Genomic DNA, 18,216 nt, shown 5'->3' with positions numbered 1-18,216 from the left:
ACGGATAGACGAAAAGGGCAAAGACGATGGCGAAAGCAGCTACCCCGAAGACCGCGGCCAAGGAGGCATCGGCCCCGAAGGCGGCAAAGGCCCCGGCAGCAGCCGCGAAGGCCGCCGCTCCGGCGAAGAAGGCGGCCGCTCCGGCCCAGACCGCGGCTTCCGCGGCCAGCGTTGCGGCCAAGCGTGTCGGCGCCGCCGGCAAGGTCCGCCAGGTCATCGGCGCCGTCGTCGACGTGCAGTTCGAAGATCACCTGCCGGCCATTCTGAACGCGCTGGAAACCAACAATGTCGGCAACCGCCTAGTGCTCGAGGTCGCCCAGCATCTCGGCGAGAACACCGTGCGCTGCATCGCCATGGACTCGACCGAAGGCCTGGTCCGCGGCCAGGACGTTTATGACACCGGCGGGCCGATCTCGGTTCCGGTTGGCCCGGGCATGCTCGGCCGTATCATCAACGTCATCGGCGAGCCGGTCGACGAGGCCGGCCCGGTCGACGCCGTCGAGCTGCGTGCCATCCACCAGCCGGCTCCGGCCTATGTCGACCAGTCGACGGAAGCGCAGATCCTGGTTACCGGCATCAAGGTTCTCGACCTCCTCGCGCCTTATGCCCGCGGCGGCAAGATCGGCCTGTTCGGCGGCGCCGGCGTCGGCAAGACCGTGCTGATCCAGGAGCTGATCAACAACGTCGCCAAGGCCCATGGCGGCTTCTCGGTGTTCGCCGGCGTCGGCGAGCGCACCCGCGAAGGCAACGACCTCTATCACGAGTTCATCGAATCGGGCGTCAACAAGAAGGGCGGCGGCCAAGGCTCGAAGGCAGCACTCGTGTACGGCCAGATGAACGAGCCGCCGGGCGCGCGCGCCCGCGTCGGCCTGACCGGCCTCACCGTCGCCGAATATTTCCGCGACCAGGGCCAGGACGTGCTGTTCTTCGTCGACAACATCTTCCGCTTCACGCAGGCGGGCTCGGAAGTGTCGGCGCTGCTCGGCCGCATTCCTTCCGCCGTGGGTTACCAGCCGACGCTGGCCACCGACATGGGCGCGCTGCAGGAACGCATCACGACGACGACCAAGGGCTCGATCACCTCGGTGCAGGCCATCTATGTTCCGGCCGACGACTTGACCGACCCGGCGCCGGCGACCTCCTTCGCCCACCTCGACGCCACGACCGTGCTCAACCGCGCGATCTCGGAAAAGGGCATTTATCCGGCCGTCGATCCGCTGGACTCCACCTCGCGCATGCTCGACCCGATGGTCGTCGGCGAGGAGCACTACCAGGTCGCCCGCCAGGTGCAGTCGATCCTGCAGCGCTACAAGTCGCTGCAGGACATCATCGCCATCCTTGGCATGGACGAGCTGTCGGAAGAGGACAAGCAGACGGTGGCCCGCGCCCGCAAGATCGAGCGCTTCCTGTCGCAGCCGTTCTTCGTCGCCGAAGTGTTCACGGGCTCGCCGGGCAAGCTGGTCGACCTCGCCGACACCATCAAGGGCTTCAAGGGCCTCTGCGCCGGCGACTATGACCACCTGCCGGAAGCTGCCTTCTATATGGTCGGCGGCATCGAGGAAGCAGTCGAGAAGGCGCAGCGCCTCGCGGCTGAAGCAGCGTAAAGAAGCGAATAGCGAATAGGGAGTAGCGAATAGGGATCAGTGGGCCGGCCGAGTTTCCTCTACTCGCTACTCGCTATTCGCTAAATTGGCATGGCTGAAGCTTTCAAGTTCGAACTGGTCTCGCCGGAGCGGCTGCTCGTTTCCGAGCAGGTCGAGTCCGTCGTCATCCCGGGCGCCGAAGGCGAGATGACGGTGATGGCCGAGCACGCGCCGGTCATGACCACCATCAAGCCCGGTGTCGTCACGGTAAAGGCCGCGGGCGGCAAGGAAGACCGCTATGTCGTGTTCGGTGGGTTCGCCGACATCCTGCCGTCCGGCTGCACGCTGCTTGCCGAATCGGCCGTACATGTGAACGACATCGACCGCGCGGACCTCGCGCGTCGTATCCAGGACGCCAAGGAAGACGCCGCCGACGCCAAGGACGATGTGGCGCGCAGCCGCGCCGAGCAGTTCCTCGCCCAGCTCACCACGCTGGAAGGCGCGCTGCTGCCGGCCTGAGCGCGGCTGCCGAGAAGCGATTTGGAAAGCGGGGTTTGCCCCGCTTTTTTGTTTGCCCCCATTTTCCGTTTGCGAGACAGTCCGCGCTGCTTGTGAGAAGGCCGCCGGATGTCGAACGAACAAGGCTCGCGATCGAGATGGTCGACAGCGCTCTTGTCGCTGTTCGGCGGACCGTTCGGCTGCTTCCTGTGGATCGGCGCCGGCCGTGTTGCGGTGGTCTGGCTGATCGTCGTCAGCCTTGCTGCGCTGACCATCTGCTATATAGGTTTTCCGGTCCCTTCCTGGCTTGAACCTCGCCTGGGTCGCGGATCTTTCAGGGCTCGGTCTGGCGGTCCTGTCGGCGGCGATCGTCGTTCCGTTCGCGCGGCGTTTCCGGCCCGACAAATGGTATGCGCACGGGTTCTGGGTGCTGATCCTAGTCCTTCTCACGTCCTATGGCGCAGCGCTCGCGATCCGCACTTTCCTGTTCCAGCCCTTCTCGATGCCGTCCGCCAGCATGGAGCCGACGCTCCAACTGGGCAACTATTCTTCGCTTCCAAATATGCCTATGGCTATGGCCGCTACAGTGTCCCTTTCGGGCTGCTGCCGGGTCGAAGGGCGGGTCCTCGGCAGCCCACCGAAACGCGGCGACGTGGTGGTGTTCAGGCCGCGCAGCGATCCCGAAACGGACTATGTGAAGCGTATCGTCGGCATGCCGGGCGACCGCATCCAGGTGATCGACGAGCGGCTCTACATCAACCGGGTTCCCGTCGAGATCGAAGACTTCGGAGACTATGTCACCCAGGACATACGCTCGGCACGGCTGCAACGGGAAACGCTGCCGGAGGGCATTTCCTACCTGGTGATCGACAATGATGTGAGCTCGGCCGGCGACGACACCCCGGAAATCGTCGTGCCGCCGGGTGAATATTCATGCTGGGCGACAACCGCGACAATTCGGCTGACAGCCGCTTTGCCATGGGCACGGTGCCGTATGGCAATATCGTCGGCAAGGCGGTGCGCCTGTTCTGGATTCAAACGGGTCCGACTATGCCGCGCGGCAGGCCGTGAACGGATCGGGTGAGTAGTTCCTCAACACAGTGATTTTGAAACATCGCAGGGTTGTCGGGCAAGGCTATCAACATCCGCTGGGGTAGTCAGCGCAACGCTGGCGATGAGCTGGAGGCTCCTGCACCTCGTCATTCCAGGGCGGAGCAAGGAGCGAAGCGACGCGCGAAGACCCTGGAATCCATTCCGTTACCGAGACCGAAGTGTGCGACGGTGCAGAATTCTGGACTGCCGCTGCGCTTCCAAGTCACGGCATGGATCCTCGGGTCTGCGCGCGTCGCTACGCTCCTTGCTCCGCCCGTGGATGACGACCGCGATAGGCGTCTCGGCCAATCGCCAAGGCATGGGTCTGCCAAGGCAAACGGCAACCTTTCAAAATCCCTGTGTCGGGGAACTAACTACTCGGCCAGCCTGGGCGGCTCGTTGCCGATGCCGAGGGCAGCAAAGGCCAGCTTCGGACCGCCCTGCTTGAAATGGACCAGATGCGTGGCGACAAACTCGATCAACTTCCGGCGCTCCGCGTGGCCGTTGGCAAAACCGGCGAGATCGAACACGGCCTCGGCCATTGTCGCCGTCGGCAGGTTGCGGCCGAAGAGGTCGTTAAGGGCGGCATCGAGCGGATCGGTGAAGTGGCCCTCGGGCAAGCTGCCGCCGCGCGCGGCGCAGGCGGCGATCCAGGCGGCGACAACCAGCGACAGATGTTCCGGCAGCAGGCCCGCCTCCAGCCGGGCAAGCGCGGAAGCGACGATGCGCTGCGGCAGCTTCTGGCTGCCGTCATTGGCGATCTGCGCGGTGCGGTGGGCGAGCGCGGTGTTGGAAAAGCGTTGGGCGAGCTCGGCCGTGTAGGGGATCGGGTCGAGCCCGGCATCCTGCGGCAGGGTTGGAATGGCTTCGGCCCAAAGCCGGTCCACGAATTGCCGGATCGACGGATCGGCAAAGGCGCGGTCGACGGTGGCGTGGCCGCTGAGCAGGCCGAGATAGGCGATGCCGGAATGCGCGCCGTTGAGCAGCCTGAGCTTCATGTCCTCGAAGGGGCCGACATCCTCGACCATGGTGACGCCGAATTTCTCCCAGGCCGGCCGGCCCGCCGGAAAGCGATTCTCGATCACCCATTGGCGGAACGGCTCGGTCATCACCGGCCAGGCGTCCTCGATGCCGAGCTCGTCGGCGATGCGCGCCCGGTCGGCGTCCGTGGTCGCCGGCACGATGCGGTCGACCATGGAAGACGGGAAGGCGACTTCGTCGGCGACATGGCGCGCGAGATCGGCATCGCGCAGCTTCGCGAATTCGATCAGCAGCCGGTGCAGCGTGGCGCCGTTGGCCGGCAGGTTGTCGCAGCAGAGCACGGTGAAAGGGGGCGTGCCGGCAATGGCGCGGCGCGCCAGCGCTTCGGCGAGAAAGCCATGCGCCGTCTTCGGCGATCCGGGGTTGGCGAGGTCGTGGACAATATCGGGGTGCGCGCCGTCGAGCGAGCCGTCGGCTGCCCTGAGATAGGCCTTTTCGGTGATGGTGAGCGTGACGATGCGGATGCGCGGGTCGGTCAGCGCGGCGAGCACCGCGCCGGGGTCCTCCGGAGCGACGAGCAAGGACTGGATCGAACCGATCACCTGCAGCTGTTCGCCGGCGCTGTCCCGGATCGCCAGCGTGTAGAGCCCATCCTGCGGCTTGAGCGCATCGCGCGTGTCGGGGCTGCGCAGCGAGATCCCGATGATGCCCCAATCGCTTTCGCCGTCCGCCAGGCAGGCATCGACATAGGCGGCCTGGTGGGCGCGGTGGAAGGCGCCGACGCCAAGGTGGACGATGCCGGGCGTGACGGCGCGGCGGTCATAGCGCGGGATGGCGGCCGGCACATTCGCAATCGTCAGGTTCGACAGGCGCGTCTTCATCGGATGTGAAGTCTCCAATCGCTTGCGGCCAGGCCGCCGGGATGACGGCAAAGATGGGTGGCGGCGTAGCACCCGCCGCGTCCGCCGACAATGGCCGCCGCAGGCGTAAGGGCGCAGCTTTTCGTGTGTTGACAGCATTTCCCCCGGACCCTACCGGTGGATCGCTGGAGGAGGGATCGACGTGGCCGCATTGACCGATCCGAATCTGCTGTTCGCCGCCGAGGGGCGCCTGCTTTCGCTCGCCCGCGCCCTTTACGCCGGCGTGAAGGACCTGCCCATCGTCAGCCCGCACGGCCATACCGACCCCCGCTGGTATGCGCTCAACGAGCCGTTTCCGGACCCTGCGCAACTGCTCATCGTGCCGGACCATTACATTTTCCGGATGCTGTTCAGCCAGGGCGTGCGGCTGGAGGAACTCGGCGTGCCGACGCTCGACGGTTCGCCGGTCGAGGCCGACGGCCGTGCGATCTGGCGGCGCTTCGCCGAGCATTATCATCTCTTCCGCGGCACGCCGACGCGGCTCTGGCTCGACCATGTGCTCGAGCATCTGTTCGGCATCGAGGAGCCGCTCACCACGGCCAGCGCCGACCGCACCTACGATACGATCGCGGCGCTGCTGCAGCGTGACGACTATCTTCCGCGCGCGCTGTTCGAGCGCTTCAACATCGAGGTGATCGCGACGACCGAAGGCGCGCTCGACGACCTTAAATGGCACCGGACGATCCGCGACAGCGGCTGGAGCGGCCGCGTCGTCACCGCCTACCGGCCGGATGCCGTCGTCGATCCCGATTTCGAGGGGTTTGCTTCCAATCTCGATCGGCTCGGCGAAATCACCGGAAGCGACACCGGTAGCTGGGCCGGTTATCTCGAGGCGCACCGAAAGCGGCGCGCCTATTTCAAGGAATTCGGCGCCACTTCGTCCGATCACGGCCATCCAACCGCCGAGACCGCCAATCTCTCCGATGCGGCGGCTGAGGAGCTGTTCAACCGTATCCGCCGCGGCTCGGAAGACGGCCGCGAGCGAAAACTGTTCCGCGCCCAGATGCTGACCGAAATGGCCAAGATGAGCCGTGACGATGGCCTTGTGATGCAGATCCATCCTGGATCATGGCGCAATCATTCGCCTTCCGTTTTCCAGAAGTTCGGCCGCGACAAGGGCTTCGATATCCCGACCCGCACCGATTATGTGACGGCGCTGAAGCCGCTGCTCGACTGCGTTGGGCTGGAGCGCGACCTCACGATCATCCTGTTCACGCTGGACGAGACCAGCTATGCGCGCGAGCTGGCGCCGCTCGCCGGCGTCTATCCGGCGCTGAAGCTCGGACCGGCCTGGTGGTTCCACGACAGCCCGGAGGGCATGCGCCGCTTCCGTGAGATGACCACCGAGACGGCCGGCTTCTACAACACCGTCGGCTTTAACGACGACACGCGCGCCTTCCCGTCGATCCCGGCGCGCCACGATATCGCCCGCCGCGTCGACTGCGCCTTCCTGGCGCGGCTCGTCGCCGAGCATCGACTGCGCGAGGACGAGGCGCATGAGCTGGCCGGGGAGTTGGCTTATACACTTGCCAAGAAGGCCTACCACCTGTGAAGACGCGCCGCCACGGAACGACCGATCCTTCGATCGGCGGCAAGCGAAAGGCATGACCAGCTTGAGCGATCTTTCCCCTTTCAGCCTCACGGGCAAGCGCATCCTGGTCACCGGCGCCAACACGGGTATCGGGCAAGGCATAGCCGTCTCGATCGCACGCGCCGGCGGCTTGGTCGTCGGCATCGGCCGTTCGGCGATGGATGACACCGCCGGGAAAGTCGCGGCCGCGGGCGGCAGCTTCGAGGCGGTGAAGGCCGACCTCGGCGACCCGGCCGAGGCCGCCGCCATGCTCGACCGGGTCTGGGGCGAGAGCGGCCCGCTCGACGGCCTCGTCAACAATGCCGGCATCATCCGGCGCGCCGACGCGGTCGAGCTGAGCGAAGCCGATTGGGACGAGGTGATGGACGTCAATTTGAAGACGGTGTTTCGCCTTTGCCAGGGTTTCGCCCGGCGCGTGCTGGCGGAGCCCGGACGGCGCGGCAAGATCGTCAACATCGCCTCGGTGCTGAGTTTCCAGGGCGGCATCCGCGTCGCCTCCTATACGGCCTCGAAACACGGCGTGCTCGGTCTCACAAGGCTGCTCGCCTGCGAATGGGCGGCGAAAGGCATCAACGTCAACGGCATCGCGCCGGGCTATATCGAGACCAACAACACCGAGGCGCTGCGCGCCGATCCGGACCGCAGCGCCGCGATCCTCGGGCGCATCCCCGCGGCCCGCTGGGGCCGGCCCGACGATATAGGCGACGCGGCCGTCTTCCTGCTGGCGCGGGCGTCGGACTATATGCACGGCGCGATGGTGCCGATCGATGGCGGCTGGCTGGCGCGGTGATGGCTTCCCGCAGGAAAACCGCGCCGCGCCTTTCCTGGAATTGTTTTACAAGCCGAACGGAAGCTGAGCGATGACCGAGATCTTTTCCCATGCGGGCGAAAAAGCCTGGGAGCCGACGCCGGACGGCAACAGGCGGCGCGTTCTGGTGCACACCGATGAATTGATGATGGTCGAGTTCGCCTTCGACAAGGGCGGCGTCGGCGCGCTGCATTTGCATCCGCATGTCCAGGCAAGCTACGTCGCCGAAGGGCGCTTCGAGGTCACCATCGACGGCCGGTCGGAGATCCTCGAAACAGGCGGCAGCTTCATCGTGCCGTCCAATCTCGTGCATGGCGTCAAGGCGCTGGAGGCCGGGCGGCTGGTCGACAGCTTCGCGCCTATCGGGCCGATTTCCTGGGCTGAGTATCGAAAGGAAAGCCCGCGCCGTCAGGCGCGGGCTTGTTGCCTGGGCGCTCACGGCGCCGCCGCGGTACTCAAACAATGCCGCAGGAGGGCAAAGGTGCCGGAGCATGGTGAAGATAGGTTTAACGGCCTCGAAGCGCGCGTTTCAGCGCTGCTGCAGCGCCAGGCGTATGCCGAGCGCGCAATAGATGCCGCCGACCACCTTGCCCTGCCATTTCAGCACCGCCGGATAGCGGCGCAGGAAGGAACCCAGGCCGCCCGCGCTGACGGCGAAGACGACGGTGCTGAAGAGCCCGAGCAGGACGAAGATGATGCCGAGCAGCATCAGCTGCAGCACCACGAAACCGCCTTGCGGATGCACGAATTGCGGCAGAAAGGCCAGGAAGAACAAAGCCGTCTTCGGGTTGAGCACCTCGGTCAAGATAGCCTGCCGGAAGGCTTTGCCCGCGGAAATAGGCAGCGTCCTGCCCGCCAGGCCGGCCGGCGCCTTTTCGAGAATGGCGCGGATGCCGAGATAGACGAGATAGGCCGCGCCGATATATTTGACGATGCTGAACAGCATCGCCGAAGCGGCGATGATGGCCGAGATGCCGACGATGGCCATGATGGTGTGGATCACATCGCCCGCGGCGACACCGGCGCCGGTGGCGATGCCGACCTTCGTGCCCGAGCTCGTCGCCTGCGCAACGGTGAGCAGGGTCGCCGGCCCCGGAATGAAGACGAAGCCGAACACCACCGCGACGTAAGTGATGAGCGTGGCGGGATCGATCATGCGAAGGTTCCTTTTGCAGTCGCTGCCGGCAGCGGCCTTATAGCACCGCACAATGCGCCGGTGGAACTCTCACCGGCGGCGGGTGTCGGCGTCGTCGCGACTCGAAGCGGAATGACGCGACGGCCTGCCAGGCTGCGACGATTTCACAAGCGTCATCACTTCGCCTGCGCGGTGTCTGTTCGGGATCGATCGGCATTGGCTTAGACCTTCCGTTTCGACGCATGTCGTTGTATCGAAACGACAAGACCGAACGATGCCAGAACCGGCAATCGGGCCAAGGCGCCTGCCGCGCGCGGCGCAGGCCGCATCAATTCTTGAAGGGGGCTGGCTTGGAAGAGCAAGCGACGCGGGAGACCCGGCGAAACCAGGCTGGAACGTGCAGGCCCCATGACAGGCGGAGTTGTCGTCGGATGGGAGCTGCCGGCCGGAGGCAGCCCGACGCATGATCTCGCAGCCCATCCTCACCGCAACGCGGCATGGACTTATCGTGACGCCGGACATGTTGCCGGGCAGCGACGAAATCAACATCAACGGGCCGTCGCTGATCCGCATGCCCGACTGGGCGTCGGGACGGCTGGGCGCTTACCATCTCTACTTCGCCGACCATGGCGGCTCCTATATTCGCCTCGCCTACGCGGATTCGATCGAAGGTCCGTGGCACATCCATCCCGGCGGCGCGCTGTCCCTCGATCAATGTCCGTTCATCAAGGAGCACATCGCGTCTCCCGATGTTCATGTCGATCAGCGGAACCGTCGCCTCGTCATGTATTTTCATGGACCGGCGGAAAGCGGGGAAGGCCAGATGACCTTTGCCGCGACATCCGCTGACGGCCTTCATTTCAATCCACTTCCCGAGCCGCTTGGGCCTTCTTATGCGCGCTTCTTCCACCACGACCAGTGGTGGTACGGTTTTCTGGGGACGGGAACCGTCACCGTCTTCCGTTCCGGGACCGGCATCTCCGATTTCGAACAAGGCCCGGTTATCCTGCCTCCCATAAAGCGCCGCCCGACCCTACGGCATCTTGCACTGCAGAAATCCGGCCGCTGGCTGCGGGTCTATTACACGCGCAGGGGCGACGCGCCGGAACGGATCCTTCACGGCGCGATCGATCTCGCCGAGGACTGGCGAAACTGGACGGTGCGGGGCGAAACGGAACTGCTGCGGCCGCAGACGGACTTCGAAGGAGCGGGTTTGCCGGTCCGTCCCAGCCGGGGCGGTGCGGCCGAAGGCAAGGAAAACGCGTTGCGCGATCCTGCGATTTTCGAGGAGAATGGCCGCACCTGGCTTCTCTACTCCGTCGCCGGAGAGAGCGGCATCGCCTTGGCCGAGATTACGTCGAAAGACGTCCCTGCCAGAGCAGCGCTAACGCCGGTCACCATTCTGCGCCGCGGCGCAAGGCGATTTTTTTGGCGCCTGCGCAAGGCCGCACGTCGGCTGCCCTCGGCGATGACCTTTCGCAAACGAATTTTCATCGCAGGCTGTGCTCGCAGCGGAACCACGCTCAGCCGTCGTTTGATGGCGTGTTTCGACGATACCTATGTCCATGCGGACGAAGCGCCCTATCAGGCGCTGCTCGAACTGGATCGCCCCCAATTCAATCTGGTCGTCAAACGCACTCATGAAAGCCACAAGGACATCGAGCATCTGCCTGCCTCGGTCGGGTTGATCTATTGCGTGAGGCATCCTTTCGATGTGCTCACCAGCTCGCATCCGGAGACGGTGAACGAGCGGCGTTTTCATGTAACGACCGAACGCTGGGAGGCGGAGTACGACGGATTGATGCGCCTTAGACAGGCTCAGCCCGAAAGAGCCGTTTTCTATTTGCGCTATGAAGAGCTGATCGCCGAACCGGATATCGTCCAGGGCAGGATCGCTCGATCGTTCGATCTTTCACCGGTCACCCTGTACAGCCGGGATGCGGATAATCCGATACGGGCGACGTCGCTGAGAAAATGGGAGCGCAATGAAGAATTCCGGACCTATCTGCATGGCCTGCCTGCGGCGTTCCTCGCCCGCGTGGAAAGCTTCTGCCGCGAATTCGGCTACGATATGCCGGGCCACATGTTGACCACGGCAGCGCGGTGATGCCACAGGCGGCGAGCATCCGGGCCGAGGATCACAAGCGGCGCGTCCTGAAGGACGTGTTCGGCTTCGAGGATTTCCGCCCCGGACAAGCGACCGTGATCGAGGCATTGCTCGCCGGGCGGCATGTGCTGGCGGTCATGCCGACAGGCGCCGGCAAATCGCTCTGCTATCAGGTTCCGGCGCTGGTCAAAGGCGGGCTCACCATCGTGGTGTCGCCGCTGGTGGCGCTGATGCAGGATCAGGTCGCCGCCTTGCGCCTTGCCGGCGTGCCCGCCGACACCATCAATTCCTCGCTCGACCGCGAGGCCAACGTGGCGGCCTGGCGCCGTGTGGCGTCCGGGCAGACGCGGCTGCTCTATCTTGCGCCGGAACGGCTGATGACGGAGCGGATGCTCGAGGCGCTGTCGCGGCTCGATGTCGGCCTGATCGCCATCGACGAGGCGCATTGCATCTCGCAATGGGGCCCGGCCTTTCGGCGCGAATATGAGGACCTGTCGCGGCTGCGCGGGCTGTTTCCGCAAGTGCCGATCATCGCGCTGACGGCGACGGCGGACGAGGCCACCCGCGCCGACATCGAAGCGCGGCTGTTTGCCGGGCGGGCCGAAACCCTGGTGCTGGGCTTCGACCGGCCCAATATCAGGCTGGCGATAGAAGCCAAGCAGGACAGCAAGCGCCAGCTGCTGCGCTTCATCGAGCGTCACCAGGGCAAGAGCGGCATCATCTATTGCCTGTCGCGGCGCAAGACGGAGGAGATGGCGGCCTTCCTCGAGAAGAGCGGCGTGCGGGCGCTCGCCTATCATGCCGGCATGAGCAAAGAGGCGCGGGAGGCCAACCAGAATACGTTCATGAGCCTGTCCGGCGTCGTCATGGTGGCAACCATCGCCTTCGGCATGGGGATCGACAAGCCCGACGTCGCCTATGTCTTCCACACCGACCTGCCGGGCAGCCTGGAGGCCTATTACCAGGAGATCGGCCGCGCCGGGCGCGACGGACGGGCGGCGGAAGCGCATATGCTCTACGGCGCCGGCGACATACGCACTCGCCGGATGTTCATCGACGAGGAGGATACCTCGCCCGAGCACAAAAGACGGGCGCATCGCCGGCTCGACACACTGATCGGCTATTGCGAGACGGCGCAGTGCCGGCGCCAGGTGCTGCTCGGCTATTTCGGCGAGGAGGCGCAAGGCTGCGGCAACTGCGACAATTGCCTCAGCCAGGCGCCGCGCGCCGACGGCAGCGCCGAGGCGCGCATCATCCTCGCGGCCGTCGCGCAGAGCGGCGAGCGCTTCGGCGCCGCCCATGTCATCGACATCCTGCTCGGCCACGGGACCGAAAAGGTGCTGGCGAGAGGCCATCAGAAGCTCGAAAGCTTCAGGACCGGCATCATGCACAGGAAGCCGGTGTGGCTGTCGCTGATCCGGCAGATGGTCGCGAGCGGTTTCCTGGTGCCAGATCCCGACGGCCATGGCGGTCTCGCCATTTCGGAAAGCGGCCGCGCGCTCGGGCGTGGCGAGGTTGCGTTCGAGTACCGTGTCGAGGGCCGGGATCGTCTCGCGCGCGGCAGGAAGCGGGCCGCGCAAGGCTTCGCTGCGGATGGTGAAGGCGTCGATGCGTCGCTTCTGGCGATGCTTAAAACGCTGAGGCTGCGGCTCGCCAAGGAACGCCAGGTGCCGGCCTATGTGGTGTTTTCCGACCGTACCCTGATCGACATGGCCGAGCGCCGCCCGCGCGACCTCGATGATTTCGCCGAAGTGAACGGCGTGGGCGCAGCCAAGCTCAAGGAGTTCGGGGAGATCTTCCTGAACGCGATCGCGGCGCACCCGTCAGGAAGCTGACAGTACGCATATCTCAGCTACTGCCGCCGGAGTCTGCCGCTCAACCCGCGCCCTGGATGGCCCGAACCATGGCATTTACGGCTTCAATGGGCTGCAGGCCGGTCTCGCGCACCAGCGTGCGCCAGGTGAAGAAGCTCAGCGCCACCCGCAGCATCGCTTGCTGGCTGCCGCCAAGGCCTTCGCCGAGCACCTCCTGGCAGGTCGCGAAATACGGGCCGATGCTCGTCTCGACAGTCTCCCGGGTTGGCGGGTGATGCTCGGCGTCGCGCAACACGCTGGCCACCACGCCTTCATTGCGCCCGTACCATTCGTAGATCGCCAGCAGCGCGATCCGTATCCGTTCGCCTGAGTCGGCCACCGCACGCCACGGGTCCACGCCCGGCAGCGGATCGCTCTCCATGTGCGTGCTCGAGCAGGCCTGCAGCAGGCTCCGCTCATCGGGAAAGTGAGCGTAGAGCGTGTGACGCTGAACGCCCGCGCGTTCGGCAACCATACTGAAGGACGTCGCCGCCGGGCCGATGCTGCCGTGCAGGTCGATGGCAGCCTGGACGATGCGGCGCCGGGTTTCCGTCTGCTGCTCGGCGCGGCGCTTGAGGGTATATTTGCGGGTCATTTCATTTCAGTGCACATATCTGTGCATCCATTGTTGACAGGGCTCTCATATTTCACTACACACATATGTACTTCGATTTAGGTCGAAGTCCAGCCCGGGATCGACCGGAGGAAGGAAATGCAACCTCTATTTCTGCAGGAGAACCCATGGAAACGAAGATCGACGAAATCGCCGACGGCATCTACCGCCTCTCGACCTATGTGCCTGATATTGCGCCGCCCGCCGGCTTCACTTTCAACCAGTTCCTCGTCCTCGGCGATGAGCCTCTGATGTTCCACACCGGTCTGCGGAAAATGTTCGCGCTCAACCGCGACGCGCTTGCCCGCATCATCGAGCCGGAACGCCTGCGCTGGATTGGATTTGGCCATTTCGAGGCCGACGAATGCGGCGCCATGAACGAGTGGCTCGCCGTTGCGCCACAGGCGACGGCCGCGCACGGACAGACAGGCGTCTACGTGTCGCTCAACGATTTCGCGGATCGTGCGCCGCGGGTGCTGAAGGATGGCGAGGTGATAGACATCGGCGGCGGCAAGCGCGTGCGCTTCATCGATACACCGCACACGCCGCATGGCTGGGATGCCGGCGTCATGTACGAGGAATCGACCGGCACGCTGCTCTGCGGCGATCTGTTCACCCAACTCGGCAACGACCGCGCGCTGACCGACGGCGATGTTGTCGGCCCGGCGATCGCCGCCGAGGATCTGTTCAAATACGCGGCACTCAATCCCGGCATGGGCACGACGATCCGCGAGCTTGCCAAGCTCGCGCCGCGCACTCTGGCGCTCATGCATGGTCCATCATTTTCCGGCGACGGGGCAGCGGCCCTGCGGGCGCTTGCCGAGGACTACGACCGCCGTGTCTCGGCTCAGATGGCCGAAGCCATGCAGAGGCTGGCAGCATGAGCGCGCCCGTGGAGGGCACGAAGACCGACTGCCGGGTCACCGGCGTCTGCGGCCGGCAGGGGCGCGCCTGCCCTAATGCCGGCTTCGCATGTCGCATCCTGCTTCGCGAAGCGGGATGGAGCCGCCCGATGGATCGGGCGGCGACCAGCTTGAACTCAACCCCGCAATCGGCTTGAGTCGGCTAACGCCAAAGGCAGACCTTGACGTCCTTCCCGACATAGCAGGCACCTTCACGGCGAAGCTCTCCCCAGTCGCCTGCCTCGCCGTGCGTGTCGCGAATATCCCGGTTCGCATAGCCTGCCCAAGAATCTCCGTCTTTGTAGACAACGGCCCAGTAATCCTTCGACATTTCACCGGCCCCGCTATGCGTGTCGGGATAGTCGATGCCGGCAAAGACCTGTTTGGGCCCCTGGATGTTGAAATCGCCGCCCTTCTCGATTTGATAGGAGCATTTTCCGGAGATGCGGGTCTCGCCGTGAACGACCAGCAGGCAGCGACCCCATTTATAGCCGCTCGGCAAACGGTGCTGCGGCTGCGCGTGCGAAGGCGAAAAGGAGAACGCAAGTGCAAGGGCAACCGCCATGGCTTGCCCGGTCAACAGCCAGTGCAAAGAGCGGCCGGACGCCGTTGGATTTCGCCCAGAGCGCATGTCGAACGATCCTCCGCAGGATGATCTCCCGAGATCATTTTATTATTGACCGGATGTTTGTCACGGGAAGGCTGGAGATTTTATTCGCGACGCCGATGCGGTGCGCTGAGGGGATGTAGAGAAGCTCCGAGCCGCCCTCCTTCGCTGAAGCTTCGGAGGGCATCCTGGTTCGTTCGCGCTGAAAGGAATTCGTCGGACTTGTCCTGCGAAGCGCGCAGCGCGAAGCAGGATGGCGGAGAGGGAGGGATTCCCTTTCACCTCTATGATACTGAAAATACTAGTCTTTTCGCGCTTTTTGTTACACAGTTTGTTACACAGCTACAACTACGATTTATAACCGCTCTAAGCTCGCAGCTTTTGGGCTCGCCTGCCCAATCCATCCGATCTGTCGAAACCGATGGCTTGTAGGACACTCCCGCGTGTGTACGTTGGGGCTTGGGTCAGAAGGTGACCCACAGCAAAGACGGGAGCGCCGCAGCGCAAAAGATCTCATCGGTCAAGGAACAGATAGTGAAGTAGCCTGTGACAATCGGCGCCAGCATCACCTCCAAAGCCGACCAGGAAAAACCCGCAAAAAACGTCGCCCTCAGATACCCCGTCGGCAATGAATATGGGACCGAAGTTGCGCGGCAGATCGGGCGTTAGATGCCTTCATGACATCTGAACCTGAGCAGGCTCCTACGCCGCGAGCCGGCACATTTCCGAACGGAGTTTCGTCCGGCTGCGCAAAAAGGTGCCCTGTCGAGACTTACTTGTTGGCCAAATGGCTTAGCAGGGACGAACTCGTGAAGAGATTGATAATGCAACACTATCAGTCGTTGTGCTGATCCGACAGGCTGTGCGTTTTGGCACGAAAATCATGGCGAAAAGCGCACCGGCACTTTACTCTCCAAATTATGATTCGCCTCGATCCCGCGACCGCCAGCTCCTCTGCGCCGCCCTCCGTTCCCGCGTGGGCGATCACAAGCGCCGGCGCGCCGAGTGACGGCGACGCCGCCTTCCGGGCCGGCGCCGCCCTGGGTGCCCTCGACACGCTCGCCCGCGCGCAGGCAGCCTGGGCCGGCGCTTGGCGGCAGCGGCTGGCGGTTCGCTGCGCCGCCTCCAGCATGCGGCTCGCCGGCCGCGCCGAGGATGCGGCCGCCTTGCGCGATGCCTGGCATTTGCGTCCCCTACGTGCTGACCCCGGTCCCGCAGGCGCCGTCTTTGGCGCCTGGCGGCAGTTGGCCAGGCAGCCGCCCGCCGCTACGCCCGGCCGGCTCGGGAAGATACTCGACCAGCTTGGCCTCCATTGGGACGGCGCCGCGCTCGCCGACCTTTGCACGCAGATCGAAAAACTCGGGGTATCCCAGCGGTCGGCGCCATTCGACGCCGCGGCGATCGCCGCTGAGGTCGTCGCCATGCGTCCCGATGCCGAAGTCTTTGGCTGGTGGCTCGCCGACCTGGTACTGGCGCAACGCCTGGGCTGGCCGCAGCCCCTGCCGCTCCTAATGGCGCAGGGTTTTGGACCATCTTTCCGCACCGAGGCCGGCGGTGGCCGGCGCATCCGGCCCGGGGACAAGAATTTTGAGCGGGCGGTTTGCATCGCGCTCGTCGCGGCCGCCGCGGACGCTTGTCGGTTGGCCGCCGAGCTGTCGCGCCGGGCCGAAAAACTCCTGGCGGTGGCGCCGAAACTGCGCGCCAAAGGCGCCGGCGACGTAATCTTTCTGCTGCTCAGTGAAGACGCCGTGTCCGGATCGCTGACGACGGACAATCTGTCGCGCTTTGCATCGCGACGGCTGTTCGAACGGCTGCAGCAACTGGAGGTCGTGCGCGAGCTCTCCGGCCGCCCCACATTCCGGCTGTTCGGGCTGTAGCGATGAGCGAAGCGTCCGCCCGCCGCAAGCCAAACGATCAGCCGGCGCTGCTCGACACCGAACTGGAACATCTGCCGCCGGAGCTGCGCTGGTGCGAATGGATGGCCCGCGTCGAAGCGGTGATCTTTGCGGCAAATGAACCGGTGACACGTAGTGTCCTCGCGCGGGTGGTGGGAAAAAACTGCAATATCGAGCTGATCATCGACGACATTCGCGCCGAACTCGCCGGCCGCCCTTACGAGCTGGTCGCGGTCGCCGGCGGCTGGCAGCACCGGACCAAAAAGGTTTTTGGCGACGCCATTCACGCAGCCTTCGGCACGGCAGCGGGCGAGGGAGCAAAAGAACTGTCGCAGGCGGAGGCGCTTGTCTTGATGTGCATTGCCTATTTCCAGCCGATCACCCGTGGCGAGCTGTCGAGCTTTTTCGGCAAGGAGGTGTCACGTGACCTGATCGGCGTGCTGCGCGCTGAGCAGCTGGTCGCCTCGGGGCCGCGCAGCCCGCAGCCGGGCGCGCCCTACACCTATGTGACGACCAAAACTTTTCTGTCGCAGTTCGGGCTCGACACGCTGCGCCAGCTGCCGGATTTCGAGGCGCTCGAGGACGCCGGGCTGCTGTCGAAGGAGAAGCTGCTGGATCATCCCAGGGTTTGCAGATATCGACGATGATGGCGCCAGCGCCGCGCTCGACGAATAGATGATCCCATCACGGCGGGACACACGCGATCTCGCCGCTCGTCACATAGAAGATTGCGCCACGCACGCCGTCTGGTCTCGCCGGCTGGGTCCTTCGCGTGACGGAAGGGAGGTGGCGGCACGCGTCCGCTTGTCGATGAAGGATAAGCGAACAGGCAATTGATCGAGCCTGGTCGCACATGTCGATCACCATTGAGAGCTCTCGAAGGGAGAAAGTTCAATTGAACCACGTCTACCTTGAGCTTCTCGCGACGATTGAGGCGTTAAGATCCAGCCCATCGGGGCGACCATTCAGACGCTGATGGACAAGGTTCGCGACCTTTCACAGACGATCAAAGCCCTGAAAGACGATCTCCACCAGACAGCCGGCTATGGCCTGCTAAGAACCTAGCCAGCCGGCGAGTGCCCATCCCGGCCATTGTCAGCGAGGCGGCCATCCCAACAAGATCGCCTTGCCGCCACCGCCAATGGCGGATGCTGACAGCAGCGCCATAAGAACGCCAACGTAGATGGGGAAGATCATCCTCGGGCTATTCGTCCTTCCAAATGACAGTCTTCCCCCGAAAATCCCAATGAAATTTGAGGTTGGCTTTCAGTACCTCGGTGGGGATCCTCGGCTCGATCGCTGTGTGGAGAGCGTTATACGTTTCTCGGCAGAAGCTCGGCGGCGGGACATTCAGCTTGTACCCCGACGGGTACCTAAAATCTTGCTGAGAATTCATCAGGTCAAGGTTGTTGGCAATCATCTTCACGTTCCCAATCGGCGGCATTCCTAGGGCCACTGCGGCTTCGTAAATGTCCTCGATCTTGTGACCGAAGCCGAGCCGGAGACCGCGTTTCGACACGCCCTTTGAAGCTAGATACGCTTTCAAGAGGAGTTCTAGGTGTGAGCTTTCGAGAGGTTGTCCATTCGGACCGGACCGAGGAGACTGGAGTTACCACGCTTCAGCATCCATC

Annotated in this window: 14 protein-coding genes and 1 pseudogene; 11 read left to right on the top strand and 4 right to left on the bottom strand. The window is 64.3% G+C overall.

Annotated features, from left to right (window positions below):
- Window positions 1–26 precede the first annotated feature (26 nt).
- From atpD to lepB, 3 genes are all read left to right on the top strand, one after another.
- Window positions 27–1,604 carry a F0F1 ATP synthase subunit beta gene (gene atpD / locus P9273_RS30470; RefSeq protein ID WP_278052201.1) on the top strand — a complete coding sequence of 526 codons (1,578 nt, stop codon included), beginning with the start codon at window positions 27–29 and terminating at the stop codon, window positions 1,602–1,604.
- 90 nt (window positions 1,605–1,694) lie between these two features.
- On the top strand, window positions 1,695–2,102 hold the full coding sequence (locus P9273_RS30465) for a F0F1 ATP synthase subunit epsilon (protein ID WP_041004489.1): 408 nt from the start codon (window positions 1,695–1,697) through the stop codon (window positions 2,100–2,102).
- A gap of 286 nt (window positions 2,103–2,388) precedes the next feature.
- Window positions 2,389–3,165, top strand: coding sequence for a signal peptidase I (gene lepB / locus P9273_RS30460; protein WP_278052199.1), 777 nt, complete (start codon window positions 2,389–2,391; stop codon window positions 3,163–3,165).
- A gap of 382 nt (window positions 3,166–3,547) precedes the next feature.
- Here lepB and P9273_RS30455 read toward each other — a convergent pair whose 3' ends face one another.
- Window positions 3,548–5,035 carry a mannitol dehydrogenase family protein gene (locus P9273_RS30455; protein ID WP_278052197.1) on the bottom strand — a complete coding sequence of 496 codons (1,488 nt, stop codon included), beginning with the start codon at window positions 5,033–5,035 and terminating at the stop codon, window positions 3,548–3,550.
- A 181-nt stretch (window positions 5,036–5,216) separates the two neighbouring features.
- On the opposite strand from P9273_RS30455, the gene uxaC reads away from it, so the two are divergent.
- The 3 genes and pseudogenes from uxaC (at window position 5,217) to P9273_RS30440 (ending at window position 7,857) form a co-directional block, all read left to right on the top strand.
- A complete protein-coding gene (uxaC, locus tag P9273_RS30450) occupies window positions 5,217–6,626 on the top strand; it encodes a glucuronate isomerase (RefSeq protein WP_278052196.1) in 1,410 nt (469 codons plus the stop codon).
- A 61-nt stretch (window positions 6,627–6,687) separates the two neighbouring features.
- Window positions 6,688–7,455: a 2-dehydro-3-deoxy-D-gluconate 5-dehydrogenase KduD gene (gene kduD / locus P9273_RS30445; RefSeq protein ID WP_278052230.1), complete on the top strand. Its 768-nt coding sequence runs from the start codon at window positions 6,688–6,690 to the stop codon at window positions 7,453–7,455.
- 70 nt (window positions 7,456–7,525) lie between these two features.
- Window positions 7,526–7,857: pseudogene (locus tag P9273_RS30440) on the top strand (cupin domain-containing protein).
- 145 nt (window positions 7,858–8,002) lie between these two features.
- Here the strand turns inward: P9273_RS30440 and P9273_RS30435 are convergent.
- Window positions 8,003–8,629: a LysE family translocator gene (locus tag P9273_RS30435; RefSeq protein ID WP_278052195.1), complete on the bottom strand. Its 627-nt coding sequence runs from the start codon at window positions 8,627–8,629 to the stop codon at window positions 8,003–8,005.
- 442 nt (window positions 8,630–9,071) lie between these two features.
- Here P9273_RS30435 and P9273_RS30430 point away from each other — a divergent pair, with 442 nt between their 5' ends.
- A complete protein-coding gene (locus tag P9273_RS30430; protein ID WP_278052194.1) occupies window positions 9,072–10,715 on the top strand; it encodes a sulfotransferase in 1,644 nt (547 codons plus the stop codon).
- Window positions 10,715–12,550 carry a DNA helicase RecQ gene (gene recQ, locus P9273_RS30425; protein ID WP_278052192.1) on the top strand — a complete coding sequence of 612 codons (1,836 nt, stop codon included), beginning with the start codon at window positions 10,715–10,717 and terminating at the stop codon, window positions 12,548–12,550. The genes P9273_RS30430 and recQ overlap by 1 nt, the downstream gene beginning before the upstream one ends.
- 40 nt (window positions 12,551–12,590) lie before the next feature.
- Here the strand turns inward: recQ and P9273_RS30420 are convergent, their stop codons facing one another.
- Window positions 12,591–13,163 (bottom strand): TetR/AcrR family transcriptional regulator, encoded by a 573-nt coding sequence (locus tag P9273_RS30420; protein WP_278052190.1) that lies wholly within the window; start codon window positions 13,161–13,163, stop codon window positions 12,591–12,593.
- 146 nt (window positions 13,164–13,309) lie between these two features.
- Between P9273_RS30420 and P9273_RS30415 the strand changes: the two genes are divergently transcribed.
- A complete protein-coding gene (locus P9273_RS30415; RefSeq protein WP_278052189.1) occupies window positions 13,310–14,065 on the top strand; it encodes an MBL fold metallo-hydrolase in 756 nt (251 codons plus the stop codon).
- Between the two features lie 181 nt (window positions 14,066–14,246).
- On the opposite strand, the gene P9273_RS30410 is transcribed toward P9273_RS30415, so the two are convergent.
- Window positions 14,247–14,648 (bottom strand): hypothetical protein, encoded by a 402-nt coding sequence (locus P9273_RS30410; protein ID WP_278052188.1) that lies wholly within the window; start codon window positions 14,646–14,648, stop codon window positions 14,247–14,249.
- A 962-nt stretch (window positions 14,649–15,610) separates the two neighbouring features.
- Here P9273_RS30410 and P9273_RS30405 point away from each other — a divergent pair.
- Together P9273_RS30405 and scpB are read left to right on the top strand one after the other, a co-directional pair.
- On the top strand, window positions 15,611–16,567 hold the full coding sequence (locus tag P9273_RS30405) for a DUF1403 family protein (RefSeq protein WP_063169437.1): 957 nt from the start codon (window positions 15,611–15,613) through the stop codon (window positions 16,565–16,567).
- 2 nt (window positions 16,568–16,569) lie between these two features.
- Complete coding sequence (scpB, locus tag P9273_RS30400) at window positions 16,570–17,232, top strand: SMC-Scp complex subunit ScpB (RefSeq protein WP_063169436.1); 663 nt, start codon at window positions 16,570–16,572, stop codon at window positions 17,230–17,232.
- The last annotated feature ends 984 nt before the right edge of the window (window positions 17,233–18,216 follow it).

The organism is Mesorhizobium sp. WSM4935, from assembly GCF_029625735.1.
In the GTDB taxonomy this organism is placed as follows: domain Bacteria; phylum Pseudomonadota; class Alphaproteobacteria; order Rhizobiales; family Rhizobiaceae; genus Mesorhizobium.
Note: the sequence above shows the minus strand (reverse complement) of the source record. Positions and strands in the feature narration are given on the sequence as shown.